The sequence below is a fragment of the Terriglobus sp. 2YAB30_2 genome (assembly GCF_052114765.1).
Classification (GTDB): domain Bacteria; phylum Acidobacteriota; class Terriglobia; order Terriglobales; family Acidobacteriaceae; genus Terriglobus.
The window spans coordinates 186,295-201,528 of sequence record NZ_JBFRFJ010000011.1 but is presented as its reverse complement, the minus strand read 5'-3'; the positions used below and the strand labels follow the sequence as shown (position 1 = coordinate 201,528).

General features: G+C 59.7%; 16 protein-coding genes and 1 tRNA gene. 10 read left to right on the top strand and 7 right to left on the bottom strand.

Going from position 1 to position 15,234, the window contains the following annotated elements; all coding sequences use genetic code 11:
• A partial coding sequence (locus AB4Y89_RS17215; protein ID WP_442301167.1) for an integrase core domain-containing protein occupies positions 1-131 on the top strand: 131 nt, incomplete at its 5' end.
• Positions 132-181: 50 nt separating this feature from the next.
• Here AB4Y89_RS17215 and AB4Y89_RS17210 read toward each other — a convergent pair.
• Positions 182-2,332, bottom strand: a complete 2,151-nt coding sequence (locus AB4Y89_RS17210) for a putative bifunctional diguanylate cyclase/phosphodiesterase (protein ID WP_442302170.1) — start codon at positions 2,330-2,332, stop codon at positions 182-184.
• Positions 2,333-2,635: 303 nt separating this feature from the next.
• Positions 2,636-3,586 (bottom strand): catalase family peroxidase, encoded by a 951-nt coding sequence (locus tag AB4Y89_RS17205; protein WP_442302169.1) that lies wholly within the window; start codon positions 3,584-3,586, stop codon positions 2,636-2,638.
• 187 nt (positions 3,587-3,773) lie between these two features.
• On the opposite strand from AB4Y89_RS17205, the gene rpe reads away from it, so the two are divergent.
• Together rpe and AB4Y89_RS17195 are read left to right on the top strand one after the other, a co-directional pair.
• Entirely contained in the window at positions 3,774-4,472 is a 699-nt protein-coding gene (rpe, locus tag AB4Y89_RS17200) for a ribulose-phosphate 3-epimerase (RefSeq protein WP_442302168.1), read from the top strand.
• A gap of 135 nt (positions 4,473-4,607) precedes the next feature.
• Positions 4,608-6,350 carry an outer membrane protein assembly factor BamD gene (locus tag AB4Y89_RS17195; protein ID WP_442302167.1) on the top strand — a complete coding sequence of 581 codons (1,743 nt, stop codon included), beginning with the start codon at positions 4,608-4,610 and terminating at the stop codon, positions 6,348-6,350.
• Between the two features lie 160 nt (positions 6,351-6,510).
• Here AB4Y89_RS17195 and AB4Y89_RS17190 read toward each other — a convergent pair whose 3' ends face one another.
• On the bottom strand, positions 6,511-6,708 hold the full coding sequence (locus AB4Y89_RS17190) for a hypothetical protein (RefSeq protein WP_442302166.1): 198 nt from the start codon (positions 6,706-6,708) through the stop codon (positions 6,511-6,513).
• Positions 6,709-6,760: 52 nt separating this feature from the next.
• On the opposite strand from AB4Y89_RS17190, the gene AB4Y89_RS17185 reads away from it, so the two are divergent.
• The 7 genes from AB4Y89_RS17185 to AB4Y89_RS17155 all read left to right on the top strand — a co-directional run bounded on the left by AB4Y89_RS17185 (position 6,761) and on the right by AB4Y89_RS17155 (position 11,477).
• On the top strand, positions 6,761-7,318 hold the full coding sequence (locus AB4Y89_RS17185; protein WP_442302165.1) for a D-glycero-alpha-D-manno-heptose-1,7-bisphosphate 7-phosphatase: 558 nt from the start codon (positions 6,761-6,763) through the stop codon (positions 7,316-7,318).
• Between the two features lie 3 nt (positions 7,319-7,321).
• On the top strand, positions 7,322-7,624 hold the full coding sequence (locus AB4Y89_RS17180) for a DUF721 domain-containing protein (protein ID WP_442302164.1): 303 nt from the start codon (positions 7,322-7,324) through the stop codon (positions 7,622-7,624).
• Positions 7,624-7,944, top strand: a complete 321-nt coding sequence (gatC, locus tag AB4Y89_RS17175) for an Asp-tRNA(Asn)/Glu-tRNA(Gln) amidotransferase subunit GatC (RefSeq protein ID WP_442302163.1) — start codon at positions 7,624-7,626, stop codon at positions 7,942-7,944. Before AB4Y89_RS17180 ends, gatC begins: the two co-directional genes overlap by 1 nt.
• A gap of 16 nt (positions 7,945-7,960) precedes the next feature.
• The gene (gene gatA / locus AB4Y89_RS17170) at positions 7,961-9,397 is read left to right on the top strand and encodes an Asp-tRNA(Asn)/Glu-tRNA(Gln) amidotransferase subunit GatA (protein WP_442302162.1); all 1,437 of its coding nucleotides are present in this window, start codon (positions 7,961-7,963) and stop codon (positions 9,395-9,397) included.
• 263 nt (positions 9,398-9,660) lie between these two features.
• A complete protein-coding gene (locus AB4Y89_RS17165) occupies positions 9,661-10,530 on the top strand; it encodes a hypothetical protein (protein ID WP_442302161.1) in 870 nt (289 codons plus the stop codon).
• Positions 10,527-11,060: a DUF4112 domain-containing protein gene (locus tag AB4Y89_RS17160; RefSeq protein ID WP_442302160.1), complete on the top strand. Its 534-nt coding sequence runs from the start codon at positions 10,527-10,529 to the stop codon at positions 11,058-11,060. The genes AB4Y89_RS17165 and AB4Y89_RS17160 overlap by 4 nt, the downstream gene beginning before the upstream one ends.
• 340 nt (positions 11,061-11,400) lie before the next feature.
• A tRNA-Pro gene (locus AB4Y89_RS17155) sits at positions 11,401-11,477 on the top strand.
• A gap of 81 nt (positions 11,478-11,558) precedes the next feature.
• Here AB4Y89_RS17155 and AB4Y89_RS17150 read toward each other — a convergent pair.
• From AB4Y89_RS17150 to AB4Y89_RS17135, 4 genes are all read right to left on the bottom strand, one after another.
• Positions 11,559-12,290, bottom strand: a complete 732-nt coding sequence (locus AB4Y89_RS17150) for a hypothetical protein (protein ID WP_442302159.1) — start codon at positions 12,288-12,290, stop codon at positions 11,559-11,561.
• A gap of 222 nt (positions 12,291-12,512) precedes the next feature.
• The gene (locus AB4Y89_RS17145; RefSeq protein WP_442302158.1) at positions 12,513-12,980 is read right to left on the bottom strand and encodes an ester cyclase; all 468 of its coding nucleotides are present in this window, start codon (positions 12,978-12,980) and stop codon (positions 12,513-12,515) included.
• Between the two features lie 736 nt (positions 12,981-13,716).
• Positions 13,717-14,370 (bottom strand): DNA oxidative demethylase AlkB, encoded by a 654-nt coding sequence (alkB, locus tag AB4Y89_RS17140; protein WP_442302157.1) that lies wholly within the window; start codon positions 14,368-14,370, stop codon positions 13,717-13,719.
• Between the two features lie 9 nt (positions 14,371-14,379).
• Positions 14,380-15,153 carry a 2OG-Fe(II) oxygenase gene (locus tag AB4Y89_RS17135; protein ID WP_442302156.1) on the bottom strand — a complete coding sequence of 258 codons (774 nt, stop codon included), beginning with the start codon at positions 15,151-15,153 and terminating at the stop codon, positions 14,380-14,382.
• Positions 15,154-15,234: the final 81 nt, after the last annotated feature.

Here is a 15,234-nt window from a genome sequence, read left to right as displayed (position 1 = left end):
ACTGGGAAAACTCAGAACAAAGAGACACCCAACTCGCCCCTTGGACAGACTTCTACAACCAACAAAGACCTCATGCTAGCCTCAACCTACGCCCGCCCATCAGCAGGCTCCAGATGTCAACAACCTCTTGACCTCCTACAGGCACCCGGTGTATGGGTTAATCAAATTTGTTGCCACACCTCTACGACGCCAAGAACTTCTTCTCAAACTCCGCCGCAGGCATCGGTTTCCCGAAGAGATATCCCTGGCCCTCATCACATCCGATCCGCTTGAGCTTCTGTAACTGCTCTTCGGTCTCGATGCCCTCGGCAATGACATCCAGGTCATAGTTCCGTGCCAGGCCAATCGTCGCCGCAACCGTTGCCTCGTCCCGCGTGGAGCAGCACATGTTGCTGGTAAAGCTCCGATCGATCTTGATCTGCGTGACGGGGTAATCGCGAAGCAGGCTCAACGAAGCAAAGCCGGTGCCGAAGTCGTCGAAGGCGATGCAGACTCCGGCCTCCCGCAACTGCCTCAATGTGTCCAGAATCACGGCATCCTGGTGCAGAATGATGTTTTCGGTGATCTCCAGCTCCACGTTCCGCGGCAGCAGACGATAGTCGTCGAGACTCTGCAGCACCTGTTCCACCAGATCGCCGGTAAGGAACTGGGCGGCAAAGAGATTGATTCCCATGCGGAAGCGGCCTTCGTCCCTCTGGCGCCAGAGAGCCGCCTGTTCACACGCCTTCCGTAACACCCATGTCCCGACGGTTCCCGCCAGGGAGCTAACCTCCAACAAGGGAAGAAACGCCGCCGGAGCCAGGTATCCCTTCTGGGGATGCCTCCAGCGAATCAACGCCTCGGCTCCCACCAGGGTGCCGCTCTGCAGGTGGATCTGTGGCTGATAGAAGAGCTCGAACTCCTCATTCTCGACGGCATGATGGAGCTCGGCATCGAACTGCCGCCGCTCGATGGCCTCCTGGCGAAGCGCCGGCAGATAGACCGACACATGACCACGGCCGAGACTTTTGGCCTGGTACAGGGCAAGGTCCGCATTTCCCAACAACTCTTCCGCGTCGCTCTGCTGCTCTGTAGCGAGCGCGATGCCGCAACTCGCCGTTACACGGATGCTATGGTCAGCAACGTCGAGCTGCTTGCCGATATTGGTCAACAGCGTGTTCGCAAAGGCACGGACGGCCGGAAGCTCGCACCCGCGTAGAAGCACGGCAAACTCATCGCCCCCCATGCGGGCCAGCATGTCGCCCGGCTTCAGCAGGCAGTTCATCCGCTCTGACAACGCATGCAGCAGTTCATCGCCCGCCTTGTATCCGAGCGTGTCGTTCATGTCTTTGAAGCTGTCCAGATCGATCACTAGCAGCGCCAGGGCAACGTGCTCTTCCAACGCCCCGGCAACCTCATGGCGCAGAACCTTGCGATTAGCCAGGCCGGTCAGCTTGTCGAAGTTCTCCAGCCGGAAGAGCTCCTGCTCATGGTTCCGCCGCTCGGTAATATCGGTCAGCATCAGGCCGTAACGATCTTCTCCCTCTTCCTTCCAGGTGAAGAACACGACCTCGACCGGCAGCATTGCGCCTTCAGAACGCAAGGCAAGGGTTTCGATGGGGACATGCTGCGAGACTCCGGTGGCAATAACATTGCCGATGAACTCCAGAATCCGCCGCTCGTCCAGACGCGGCAGAATCTCGCCAATAAGGCGACCGAGTAACGTCTCACGCGAAGCTCCCAGGACAGCTGCCGCGGCACCATTACAGAAGGTCAGCTCAAGTTTTCGATTGAAGCCAAGCAAAGGCCCCGGAGATGTCGCCGCGATCTGCTGGAACCGGCTCATCTGTTGCGCCACCTCCAGCCTGCGCAACTCCAGCTTGTCGCTGACCAGTGCTGCAAAGTCGCGAAGCCGTTCCTGGTCACGTTCCGAGAAGGTCGCATGCGGCGACCGGTCAATGACAGAGAGCGCGCCGATGGCATGTCCGGAAGGAGAACGCAGAGGCATCCCGGCGTAGAACCGGATTCCCGGCTCACCGGTCACCAGCGGATTGTCGTGGAAGCGGACGTCATGAGTAGCGTCAGGCACCACCATGACATCGTTTTGCAGGATGGCATGCGCGCAAAACGATACATCGCGCGACATGTCACAACCATCAATGCCGTAACGGGCGGCGAAGAAGACGTGCTGTTCGCCGATCAAATTGACCGCCGACATCGGCATCTGGAACATCTCAGCCGCGAGCCGGACAACCGGCGCCAGCGCAGGAAGGCCGAGCCGCTCGCTCAGAGCGTACTCCTCCAGCGCCCGCAATCGTCCAGACTCGTCGACCATGGTGGAGGGGCAGCGCATCAAAGACCTCCCGGCCGTCTTGTCCTGAGGCAGCGGGAGAGTCTCCCGCTGCCTCGTTTCAAAACCCAAACTTAGTTTGAGAATGGCGCAAGTAATTGCGTTGTACAAACAGCGACAAACACCATAACCAGCTTCCGGACGGGTTGCAAGCGTATCTTTAGTAAGCCCCAGGCGAGCGCAAAGCTTTTTTTCTAGAGCATTTTCCTATTGCTGTATCCCGCGAGGAGCGTGCAGCGGCGTTTTCATTGAGGAAAACGCCCACAGATGCACAAGCCCCTCCACTACGCCCACAGGAAAAATGCTCTACGCCGGCTGCGCCGCACGGCGGCGGCGGCCGCTCAACAGATAGATGGCCGCCCGCAGCTCCAGCAACGGATCGGCAGACGCTTCAATCCCTTCGCAGCGCGGAATGGGATCGAAGATGATGTGCTTCTGCTGTGCCAGGGAGTCCGGCATGACAGCGTTCAACTCCACCACACCCAGCTCCACCAGCGGCCGCGACTCCGGCCAGTGCACCGTGGCGTCATCGACTGTGTCCTCCGAGCCGGCAACCTGTACCAGAATCCGGAACCTGATCGGCGCCTTGGCGACGCGCTCGGCGATCTCGTCGTAGTGGTAGTTCTGGGCAAGCTTCGCCCCTTCCTCGTCGGTGAAGAACTGCTTGCCCGCCTCCGGAACGATGCGATAGCGGCCAAACTTTGTCTCGCCCTGCGCATTGGTAAACGCAAACGCGGTGACGCCGAAGTAGCTTTCGGTCGCCAGGCTGATCGGGAAGGGCTTGGGAGCCTGGACAAACGCCAGCGCCGCCGGATGCGAGCCGAGAAAGACCTCAACCGGCTTAGGCGAAGGGACATCCGGCCCGCTGGCGCCGATGGCTTTCAGCAGCTCGATAAATTCATCGCCGGTACGCGTCGGGAAGGCATCGATGGAATGGCTGACGATGTCGGTATGGACGTGCTCGGCCAGGTTGAAACGGATCGCCAGGCCGCGCGGATTAGCATCCGCCACGCTATCCGGCATCATCGGCAGACCGGTGGAGTTCGAGAAACGAGCCGTTATCGGCGTCGACGGACGGGAGACATGCGGCGCGCTGGTCAGGGACAGAGCCTCAGACGCCGCTGTAAAGGTGCCGGTCAGCATCAGCCCCTTGGCATGAGCAGCGCGGAAACCCGGATGAAGACCGAAGAGCGTGTCAAACTGGGCAAGAATACGGTTGGCGAGGTCGACGACGCGTTCATCGTTCGGAAGAGGCATAGGGGGGATCGATCTCCTTGGCCGAAGCCACTTGGTTTTGGCCGAAGCCACTTGGTTTTGGCCGGAGCCATTCCGTTTGAAGTGGGTAGACGCAGCTTACTCCATCTGCCCGCGCACAGGCGTAAACGTGCACTGCGGGCATAAAACGTGCACAGATATAGGGCCGACGCTTGGTACACTCGAACCTGTGACCGAGCTCTGCTTTTCCATCCTCGCGGCCGACTTTGCCCACCTCGCTGAGGACGTCGCTAAAGCTACCGAAGGCGGTGGCACGGTGGTCCATTTCGATGTGATGGATGGCGTGTTTGTACCCAACATCAGCATCGGGCCGCCGGTACTGAATAGTCTGCGCAAGGCGACGACGCTGCCCATCGACTGCCACCTGATGATCGCCAACCCCGATGCCTACATCCCCGCCTTTGCCGACAACGGCGCCGACTGGGTGAGCGTGCAGTGGGAGGCGTGCCGTCACCTGAACCGCACGCTGGAGCTGATCCGGAGCCACGGCATGAAGCCCGGTGTGGTCATTAATCCGGCGACTCCGGTGGAGTTTCTCACCGATGTGTTGGACATTGTGGATCACGTACTGGTGATGACCGTAAACCCCGGCTTCGGGGGGCAGGCGTTCATTCCCAGCACCCTGAAAAAGATCGAGCGCCTTGCCCAGATGCGGCAGGAGCGCGACCTGGACTTTCGCATTCAGGTCGACGGCGGCATCGACCACACGACAGTGGAGAGCGTGGTGAAGGCCGGAGCCGAGCTGCTGGTCGCCGGTACCTCGGTCTTTGGCCGCGGACAGGCAGTCGAAGATGCCCGCAGCCTGCTGGATCTGGCACGGAAGGCTGAACTGGCGCGAAAGACTGAACTAGCCACATCAGGGAGATAATTCGGGGTGCCTGTAAAAGCATCGGGACCATACCCCATCTCGCCATCTGACCGTCTAAAATAAACACACCTTCCTGCCGTGCCCGCTAAGCCGGGGGAAGGTTGCGCTCTCTCATCCAGAGAGCAGTGAGGTTGCATGCGCCGTTTTGTTTTCTCGACCCGTTTCGCACCGCTTTCCGCCGCCGTGGCTGCGGCCCTTCTGGCTGGTTCACTGAGCCTGCACGCACAGACGGCCGGCACGAATCCTGACGGTTCGCAGTCTGAGAGCGTCACGCTCTCCACGGGCAAGCAGGCAAAGAAGCGCAAAGGGGATGAACCGAAGGAACCCAAGGAATCCAAGAAGGACCAGAAGGTTCAGCAGTCCAAAGACACCAAGGCCGCCGAGAAGAAGCGCCTGAAGCGGAACCCACTGGCCGACGTGGACAAGAACCTGCCCGACAAGCAGCTCTACGACAAGGCGCTCGAGGCCTTGAACAAGGGCCACTTCGACGTCGCCCGTCTGGACCTGCAGACCATGCTCAATACCTATCCGGACTCGCAGTACCAGATGCGCGCCAAGCTGGCCGTCGCCGATAGCTGGTACAAGGAAGGCGGCTCCGCCGCCCTGGCCCAGGCCGAGGCCGAGTACAAGGACTTCATCACCTTCTTCCCCAACGTGCCCGAAGCTGCCGAAGCTCAGATGCGCGTCGGCGACATCTACTTCCGCCAGATGGATAAGCCTGACCGCGACTACACCAAGGCGATGCACGCGCAGGAAGAGTACCGGAACATGATTCAGCAGTTCCCGCAGTCCACGCTGGTGCCGCAGGCCAAGCAGCGTCTGCGTGAGGTGCAGGAAGTACTGGCCACCCGTGAAGCCGAGGTCGCTTCGTTCTACGCCTCCCACGAGAACTGGGCCGCCGCCATCGCCCGCTATCAGACAGTGGCCGACACCTATCCGCTCTACAGCGGCATGGACCAGGTGCTAATTGGTATCGGTGACGGTTATGCCGCGCAGGCGCGTTTCGTACGTGGAACCAATCTTCCCGAAGGTCCGAAGGCCAAGCTGGAGCAGGAGTTCGATGACCGTGCGATGGCCGCCTATACCAGGGCTGTGACCGAGCACTCTGCTTCCAACCATGTTGAGGATGCCCGCGACCGTATCGCTGCTCTGAACCGCCCGCAGCCTGAGGCCAGCCAGGAACAGACCGCAGCCAGCCAGGCGCTGGAAAACAGCCGCTCGCAGTACAAGCTGCTCGATATCGCCAAGATCATGTTCCTGCGCCACCCGGACGTCGTCCAGACCGCCACGGTTGGTGAGCCCACCATGGCTGATCCGCGTCCGACCCTGGCGCCCGAAGTAGCAAAGTTTGTCGAAGACTCCTTCCGAGAGGCGCTCAACCCCGGCACTTCGGCCGCGGCCGCTCCCAAGGCAGTCAAGGCAGCTCCCGCAGCCGCAGCCTCTGAAACGCCGGCGGCAGCACAGCCTGGTGCCCCGGCGGCGCCCGCGACTCCGCTCGGCTTCAACGACATCAACAACCCGGCGGATGGCTCGGCTCCGAACGCGGGAGCGGTCAATATGACGGCTCCGGCAGCCGCGCCGGCGGGCGGAAACGGCGTCGGTATCGAGATCGTGACACCCAAGGCTGGCGAGACGCCACGGACGTTCGGTCTGAAGGCCGTCGGTGGCGCTGAGAACAATCAGGCAGTCCCCCCGGTTGAAAAGCCCGCCGCGGCGGAAGACACCGTGAACGATATCGCCCCTGGTCAGAAGACTCCTGCAGCCCAGCAGGCACCCGCCAACGGCAAGAAAGCTCCGAAGCCTTCGATCGATAAGAGCGAGGAGAGCTCCTCCAAGAACAAGAAGAAGAAGGGTCTGGGCAAGATCAACCCGTTCTAAATACCTCTACGACTCACGAAAAAGCCCCGGCCCGCCGGGGCTTTTCGTTGGGGGGTCTCAAGTTTTCTTTATAAATGTTCCTGAACGGTCGGGGTCCCCGGCGAACTTATTCGCTGCGGTGATTAGTGAAGGACCTGCTTTTCAACGCTTCCGAAGACAACTACTCTCCAGGCACCCTCGTCGACCCCGGTGTCGTTCCAGTCTGCCCCGGCGCTGCCGGATCGATCTCTCCGGCCTTGTTCTCCGGCGTGCGGGAGTTCACCTTCGTCTGTCCCGGACCGGCGGTTGCCGGGTTGTCACCCTTCGGGCCCGAGGGAGTTACCTTCGCATCGCGTTCGTGTTGTTGTGTCGTCGCCATGCGCGGGTAAGAGTGCACAAGCGCGACCGCGGATGCCTTGTATCCTTAACGTGTGGCTCCTCCCTGTTTATTTCTTGATCGTGACGGCGTAGTAAACGTCGAAATTGGCTACCTGCATAAGATTCCAGATGTCCAGTGGATGCCCGGCATTATGTCGCTCATCCGCACAGCCCGCGCGCACGGCATGAAGGTGGCCATCGTTACCAACCAGGCCGGCATCGCCCGCGGCATGTACACCGAAGAGCAGTTCCATGAGCTGATGGTCTGGATGCGTGCCGAACTCGACCGCGAGCAGGCCGACGTCGATGCGGTCTACTACTGCTGCCATCACCCGGTGCATGGTGTCGGCGAATACAAGCGTGAGTGCGAAGAACGCAAGCCCGGCCCCGGCATGCTGCTGAAGGGCGAGCGCGAGCTCGGCATCGACCTTGCTACCAGTATTCTGGTGGGCGACCGCTGCTCCGACCTTGCCGCCGGTCATGCTGCAGGCATAGAACAGGTCTTCCTCATTCGGGGAACGGAAGAGGCCGGCTGCGGCGAACCGCACACGGCCATCGAGTCGCTGGCCGAAGTCGAACGCTGGATCGCAGAGCGCTATCAGAAGGTGTAACCAATGGAACGGATGAGGGATGTGCTGCGCAACACGCTGAGTAAGTCGCTACGCACGCTCAGCGAGACCGACCGGCTGGCGGCCGCATGGCCGGTCGTCGCCGGCTCTGCCATTGCCGCGCACAGCCAGGTGACTGCGTTCGAAGAAGGCACCGTCATCCTCTACGTGGACGACCCAGCATGGCGGCCTCAGCTTGAGGCCATGTGCGGACGCCTGGTGGGCGACCTGAAGAAAGTCGCCGGTGTCTCCGTGACCGGGCTGCGCTTTGTGTCGGGCCAGGAGCGGCCTCGCTATACTCAGAAGTGATGAGTGAGACGGTAACCCTTGACGTCGTACGCCGCGTGGCCGAGCTGGCCCTGCTCGAGCTGAAAGACGACGAAGTCGCCCGCATGCAAAAAGACCTGAACGCCATTCTTGGCCACATCGACCAGTTGAATGAGCTGGATACGGCTGGAGTTCCGCCGATGGCGCAGGTCAGCGAGATTCTTGGCGGACAGATCGAAGCCTCCGCCGAGGCGCTGCGGGAAGACGTCGTGCGCCCCTCGATTGACCGGACCGCGGTGCTGCGGGAAGCACCCGAAGCGGACCACCGCTTCTTCAAGGTCCCGAAGGTGATTGAACGCTGAAGGTGATTGAACGCTAATGAATCTTGAGACCCTGAGCATTGACCAGGCGCGCGTTGCGCTGACCAGCGGTGAGACCACCGCCACCGCTCTCGCCGAAGCCCACTATGCGCGTATCGCGCAAGAGGACGGCAAGATCAACAGCTATCTCTCGCTGGCGAAGGATCGCGCCCTCGCTCAAGCATCAAAGATCGACGCTCTGGCCAAGGCCGGCGATCCACTGCCGCCGCTGGCCGGTATCCCGCTCGGGATCAAAGACGTGCTGACCATGGTCGGCTCGCCCGCGACCGCCGGATCGAAGATCCTCGAAGGCTACCATCCGCCCTATGACTGCACCGCCGTCGCGAAGCTGGAAGCTGCTGGCGCTGTGCTGCTGGGCAAGCTGAACTGCGACGAGTTCGCCATGGGCAGCTCGAACGAGAACTCCGCGTACGGCCCGGTACATAATCCCCGCGCTCTGGACCGTGTTCCCGGCGGCAGCTCGGGTGGCTCGGCCGCAGCGGTTGCCGCAGGCTTCTGTGTCGCCAGCCTGGGTACCGATACCGGGGGATCGATCCGCCAGCCCGCAGCTTTCTGCGGCGTGACCGGTCTGCTGCCCACCTGGGGCCGCGTCTCCCGATACGGTCTGATTGCCTTTGCCTCCTCGCTCGACCGTATCGGACCGTTCACCAGGAATGTGAAGGACGCCGCCACACTGCTCGGCGTGATGGCAGGTTCAGACGTGATGGACGCGACCGCATCGCACACTCCGGTCAACGACTACGTCGCGGAGAGCCAGAAACCGGTCGCCGGCCTGAAGATCGGCGTTCCGGAGGAGTACTTCGGCGAGGGTCTGGATCCCGAGATCCGTGCGGCAGTCGAGAAGTCCATCGCCGACCTCAAGGCCGCCGGCTGCGAGATCAGGAAGATCAGCCTGCCGCACACCCGCTACGCGATTCCGACCTACTACGTCATCGCCACGGCAGAGGCTTCGAGCAATCTCTCGCGCTTCGACGGTGTACGCTTCGGCCTGCGCGACAAGTCCGCGCCCACGCTGACCGGAATGTATCGCCAGACCCGCGACGCCGGCTTCGGCGCCGAGGTCAAGCGCCGTATCCTGCTGGGAACCTACGCTCTTTCCGCCGGATACTACGACGCGTACTACAAGAAGGCCCAACAGGTCCGCACCCTGCTGACCCGCGACTTTCTGTCAGCCTTCGCCGACGTGGACGCCATCGTCACTCCCATGACGCCGACCCCGGCCTTCAAGCTGGGCGAGAAGACAGACGACCCGGTCGCCATGTACCTGGCCGACGTCTACACGGTCGCGGCATCGCTGGCGGGTATCTGCGGCGTCTCCGTCCCCTGCGGAAACACGAAGGACGGCCTGCCGATCGGTGTCCAGATCCTGGGCAAACACTTCGACGAAGGCATGGCGTTGCGCGTCGCGCAAGCCGTTGAAAATGCGCAGCGATAGCTGCGCATTTTCGTTGAAAGTTGTAGGTTGAAAGTTGAAGACGTACGGCGTGGGTGGGGCAACGAACGGAGCCCCACCCATGCTTTTTAAGCGCCAGCCGGGTCGCATAGGCACAAACTGCCTACACAGTACGGTTTCAACGGGTCCCCAACGAACTTGTTCGTTGGGGTGAACTTTCAACTTCCAACTATCCAGCAACCAGGAACCAGCAACCAGGAACCAGCAACTAGGAACTGCCTTTAGCGTCTATCCTTATAGTCCCTATGAAACGCCTTCTCCCCGCCCTCGTTCTTCTCTGCGCTTCGGCCGCCTTTGCGCAGAACTCAGGCTTTGGCCCGCTAGACACCACGGCTCCCGCCGGCCTGACGCCCGACGACATCGTCAAGAAGATGGGCGCCCGCGAGAGTGAGTTCGCCAAGGTGCGTGAAGACTACGGCTTCCGGCGCACGGTGAAGATCCAGACCCTGAACGATGTGAACAAGATCGACGGCGAGTACCAGATGGTGGCCGACATCACCTTCAGCAAAGAGGGCCGGCAGGTAGAGAACGTCGTCTTCGCTCCGCAGAACACGCTGGAGCGCATCATCATGTCCCCCTCGGACGTGCAGGACATCGAACGCAAGCTGCCCTTTGTGCTCACCGCCGAAGATCTGCCGCAGTACAACATCAAATACATCGGCAAGCAGAAGATCGACGAGCTTGACACCTACGTGCTCTCCGCCGAGCCGAAGACGATCGAGAAGAACCAGCGCTACTTCCAGGGCAAGGTCTACGTCGATCAGCAGGACTTCCAGATCGTGCTGGTAAACGGCAAGACCGTTCCCGATGACCTGCGTCGCGGACACGAAGATTTGCACATTCCCTACACCACCTATTACGAGCAGATCGACGGCAAGTACTGGTTCCCCACCTACACCAAGGGCGAGGGCATTCTGCACTTTGCCGCGCAGGACGGTTCTATCGGCGAGGACGTGCATGTCCGCTCGTATGTGCGCTACACCAACTACAAGCGCTTCCGCTCGACGATCCGCCTGATCTATGAAGGTCAGGACGTGACCGAGGGAGCCGACAAGCGCAAGCAGGAGGAGCAGCAGAAGACGCCTCCGCCGGCATCCAATCCCCCGAAGCAATGAACTCGCGTCCCACAACCTACGGAGAAGTGCTTCGCCCGCGCGGCATCGGCCGCTCGGGTGCGTTCTCGGATGAGAACCTGGAGTTCCTCGCCCGGGTGCTCGACGACTGGTTCCGCATTCCCGGCACCTCAATCCGCTTTGGCATCGACGGCATCATCGGCCTAGTCCCCGGCATCGGAGACCTGTTGAGCGGCCTCGCCAGCTCCGTCATCGTCATCGCCGCCTGGGCTCGCGGCGTGCCCATTGCGGGCCTGCTGCGCATGATGGCCAACATCGGCATCGACGTAGTGGTCGGTGCAATTCCATTCGTCGGCGACGCCTTCGATATCGCCTGGAAGGCCAACCGCCGCAATTATGAGCTGCTAACCCGCCACATTACCGAGCCTCGCCGGCATACCTGGAAGGACTGGATCTTCCTGTTCCTTCTGGGAGCTATGTTCCTGGCGTTGCTTGCGGTTCCGGTCATGGTGACCATCTGGCTGCTGGGCTGGCTCCTCGGCATCCCGATGCACCCGGTCTGGCAGCGTTAGAGAGCAGTATCGACAAATCCGGGAAACTCAGAATCAGGGTGATGCAGAAATCCGAGGACCAGACGATATAAGCGCTGAAGGCCGGGGTCCCCAATGAACTTGTTCATTGGGGTGGAAAGGCGCGCCCTATATCAGCCTGGGGCAACGCCCCAGGTCTTGGGCATATTGAGAAACCAAGGGCTGAAGGCCCGCTCTATAGTTCTCAACTTAGGGAGCCCTGGGCGCTATCAGAGCAACCCAATTCATCGACGCGCCAGACCCTACCCCGGCCAGCTAAGGTAAAATCAAACAGCGCGGCGCGTCGGAGACCTCTCCGGCTGGCTCGCAGAAATTATCAAGTCGGGGCGTAGCGCAGTCTGGTAGCGCATCTGCTTTGGGAGCAGAGGGTCGGGGGTTCGAATCCCTCCGCCCCGACCATCGAATCAACCATTTAGTGCTAATTGGCGCATTCCCGAAAACACACAAGTATGCTTAGGAATCTCTTCACGCCAGCCCCTCCTACCTTCTCGACTTCAGGACTTCTTGAAGATCATTGACGAATTGTTCCGATGATTTCGCGCGTAGCGTCTTTGCATCGAGTTTTGAAGCCGAAGTGACAACTCCGTTGGATAGGACAAAGGTCCAGGATGCGATGGCGAGATATGTCTCGGTGTGTGGCACCCTTTTGAGGGCAAAAACATAGGGCACATTCAGGGTGAACTGATCGAATGCGGTCTCGACTGCCCTGACAGGTATGCCCTGAACAACAAGGACTCCACCTTGACGAGAAACAATAATAGTGTCGCCGGGGCGCACGCGACCTGAAGGGTCGGAAAACACCCGCTGCACGCGAACCGCATATTGAGTAAACAAAAATGTTTCATCCTGAACCGGCAGCGAACGCGAGATGTACGGAATTCCCTGCACTACTACATCAGAATTCGCGAGAGCCGACACCACCAAAGGAGAGACGCCCTGAGGAGGGTGAACGCCGTGATCAACAAACGCCTCAACGTTGTGCTCTTCAATGACCAGCTCGGTCGGAGTATGGCCCTGGTTCTTCGCAGCGAATTCTTCTATTCGCTGCTTGAACGTCAATCGGCTGGAGAAATCGTTGAAGTAAGAGGCCAGCTTTGTATCCAGGTCCGGTGAGCTTCCGGGAACCGAAAGCTGTGCATGGGCGCCGCATGATGTGAAGACGAACGCTAGGCAGAGGGTGATGCTATACCGCGATCGATTACCGTTGCACACTGTTGTTCTCCATGCTGCACTGTGAAGACATCGCAAGATGCCGGAGGTGGAGTAGGCGTGATCAGGTCAAGTGTGATGCCGCCCCGACCATCGAAATCAACCATTTCCCAGAACCTGCCAAGTCAGAAGACCGCACTAAAGGCGCTGCCCCCATCGCTGAAGGCAGCGCGAATGTGTTCTCGGTTTTCAGTAGGAACTAAAACACGGGCGTGGAAGTGCTCGTCAGGCTCGTGATTGTTTAACGGCTGAGTCGCGTGCTTGCCCTTCCATCGAGGGAGCCTTACTGACTCCGAGTTGTTCCATCAGCGACATAAGGTTCCAATCGGCCCATTGTTCAACGATCTTGCCGCCTTCGATACGGTAGATCGATGTCCCTGTGACCGTTGCCTTGCGGTTGGTGGGTTGCATGCCGAGAAATTCGGCTTTGTGAGTGCCCTGGGCTGTCCAGTGGTGCACGACTTCATTGCGTTCGGCGATGGTATCGTCGATCGAAAACTTGAGGTCAGGAAAGCCCTTCTTGCACATACCTATATGACGTTTGAGGTTGTCCGCTCCCGAGGTGAGGGCGGGAAAGACAGGATCATGGATACGACAGTTATCCGAAACCAGTTCACCGATCGATTCCAGCTTCCCCTGGCTCCAACACTCGTCCATGAACCTACGTGCGATTTGCTTGGTATCTGTGGCCATCGCAGTCCCCTTTCTGGGCCGGGATTATAGACCCCTCTTGTAAGGACTTGAAATCGGCAGCCCGCGCCTGGGATAAAACTGCCGGATTACTGACAAAACACCCAGAAACCCGGCAATATCGCTATGATCGACTAATTCCACAGGACATAACGCCGATGATAGGCGGCTTTTACCTTTGCTTCCTGCACCGCCCCTTTCTTATAGGGTTCCGTTGGACAAATCAGAAAGTCGGCAAAAAGATCAGCGTTAAGCTGACAAGCACCAGTTGGCTTCGCTCCAGCCCGGAGCCATGCTTCAACCCTCTGCCAGGAGGACTCGTCCGGCTCGAAGTCGCGGTGTGTTCCGATGTGCCAGATGCGAAGCTGGCCATCCCCACAATACTCGTGTGCACGGCCGTGAATCACTCTGCAGGATTCAGTTGTTTGAGCTTCAGAACTCAGAGTAAGCAGGAGACAAACTATTGCAATCCTTCTCACCATTCGGTCCCTTCCATGTCACATTCAATCCGAAAGCGTACCAGATTGCTCTACTCGGGCCGGAGCAATCCGTTTTACATCTACTAGAGCTCTGAGCGCTGAAGGCCGGGGTCCCCAATGAACGCGTTCATTGGGGTGGAAAAGCGTGTTCTATACCGGCCTGGGGCAACGCTCCAGGTCTTCGGCACATTGAATGATCGAGAGCCGAAGGCCCGCTCTATAACTCTGCAGTGAGGTGCGAAGTTGTCGATACAGCCTCTTCAGCCGGCCTTCCGAAAGGTGAGGTTGTAGCGAACGGCTCCAAGCTGCGAATGCATGCCGTCTCGCAGTGGCGCAATGCCGTGATAACGCAACCGCGCAGGCCCTCCCCACACAAGCACGTCGCCATGGATTACCTGGATGCGTTGAATCGGGTCTGTTCGCTTCAGTCCACCAAAGAGAAAGGTCGCAGGCAGGCCTAACGAGACCGAGACGATCGGCTGCGTATAGTCACGCTCATCCTTGTCCTGATGCAATGACAGTTTCGAGCCCGGTTCGTACCGGTTGATGAGGCATGCGTCCGGGGCGAACCCTAGGAAGCCTGCCTGTTTCGCAGCGCCAGTCGCCAGCTCTTTGAACGCCGCCGGCATCTCGGGCCAGGGCTCATTCGTCTGCGGATCGATGTGGTCATAGCGATAACCGGTTCGATCTGTCACCCATCCCAGCTCGCCGCAGTTCGACATCGCGACTGACATACGGAATCCGCTCGGCGTCACCATATTGCGAAATGGCGACTGTTCGGTGACGCGCTTCAGAGCGGAAAGTAAATCGTGCTCCACAGCAAGCGCGAAGCCGGCGAGAACTGCCGTGCCTGGACCGAGAAGATCCTTTGGTAGCGGTGACGGCGCCTGAGTTTGGAAGAGCCGCTGGGTCATAGTTCTCCACTATGTGGCGTCATGAAAGATAACGCCAACGGTATAACGTTGTCCCGACCGCAGACGACTGACGCCATGACGAAGATTCACCCGATAACTGCCGCGCGCGCCTTGCACCGGGCGGTGGTGAACCGCAAAAGCGACAGCATCTCCCTGGCGCAGCGGCACAACTTCAGCCCGGCTCTGCATTCTTGGGCGCTGTTCAGTCAGGACAAACTCGCCGCCGGTAAAATCCTTCCCCGGCTCCGACAGAAGAAACGCTACCTGAACGGGAAAGACATGCTCGCCATAGAGGTCCTGGTGCAGGCAGTTATAGTCTCCAGCGCCATACTGCAACAGCAGCGGTGTAGGCCTCAATTGCCCTGCCTGATGACAGCGCTCGATGAACGCAGCGTGTTCGGCCGGATAGCGGATGTCGATGCCCATCTGTTCGTTCCAACGATTCGCAATCGGAGCCAGTCTCTCGTAAAGCGACGTGCGCAGCCCCTGCAGCAACGCAGGCAGCGGATAACGGAAGTACTTGTACTCGCCGCGGCCGAAACCATGCCGCGACATAACGACACGGCTGCGAAACAACTCATCGCTCCCGTACTGACTTGCCAGGGCTTGGCACTCCTGCGCTGTGAAGATGTTCTTCAGCAGAGCATTGCCTGCGTCGTTGAGCTCGTCTGCAATGAGCTTCCAGTCCAGCGACGCGATGCGCGATACCGCGCGTGTTGCGTGTGACAGTGGCAAGCCGCCCTGCTGTGAGGCAAGCTCTACGTTTTCGATCTCCGCTTTCATATGTGTCTCTCTTCCAGAACCAACGTTATTGAGATGTGTGGAATAGGACACTCCGATTCTTGCTTTCAAACTTGGGCCGTC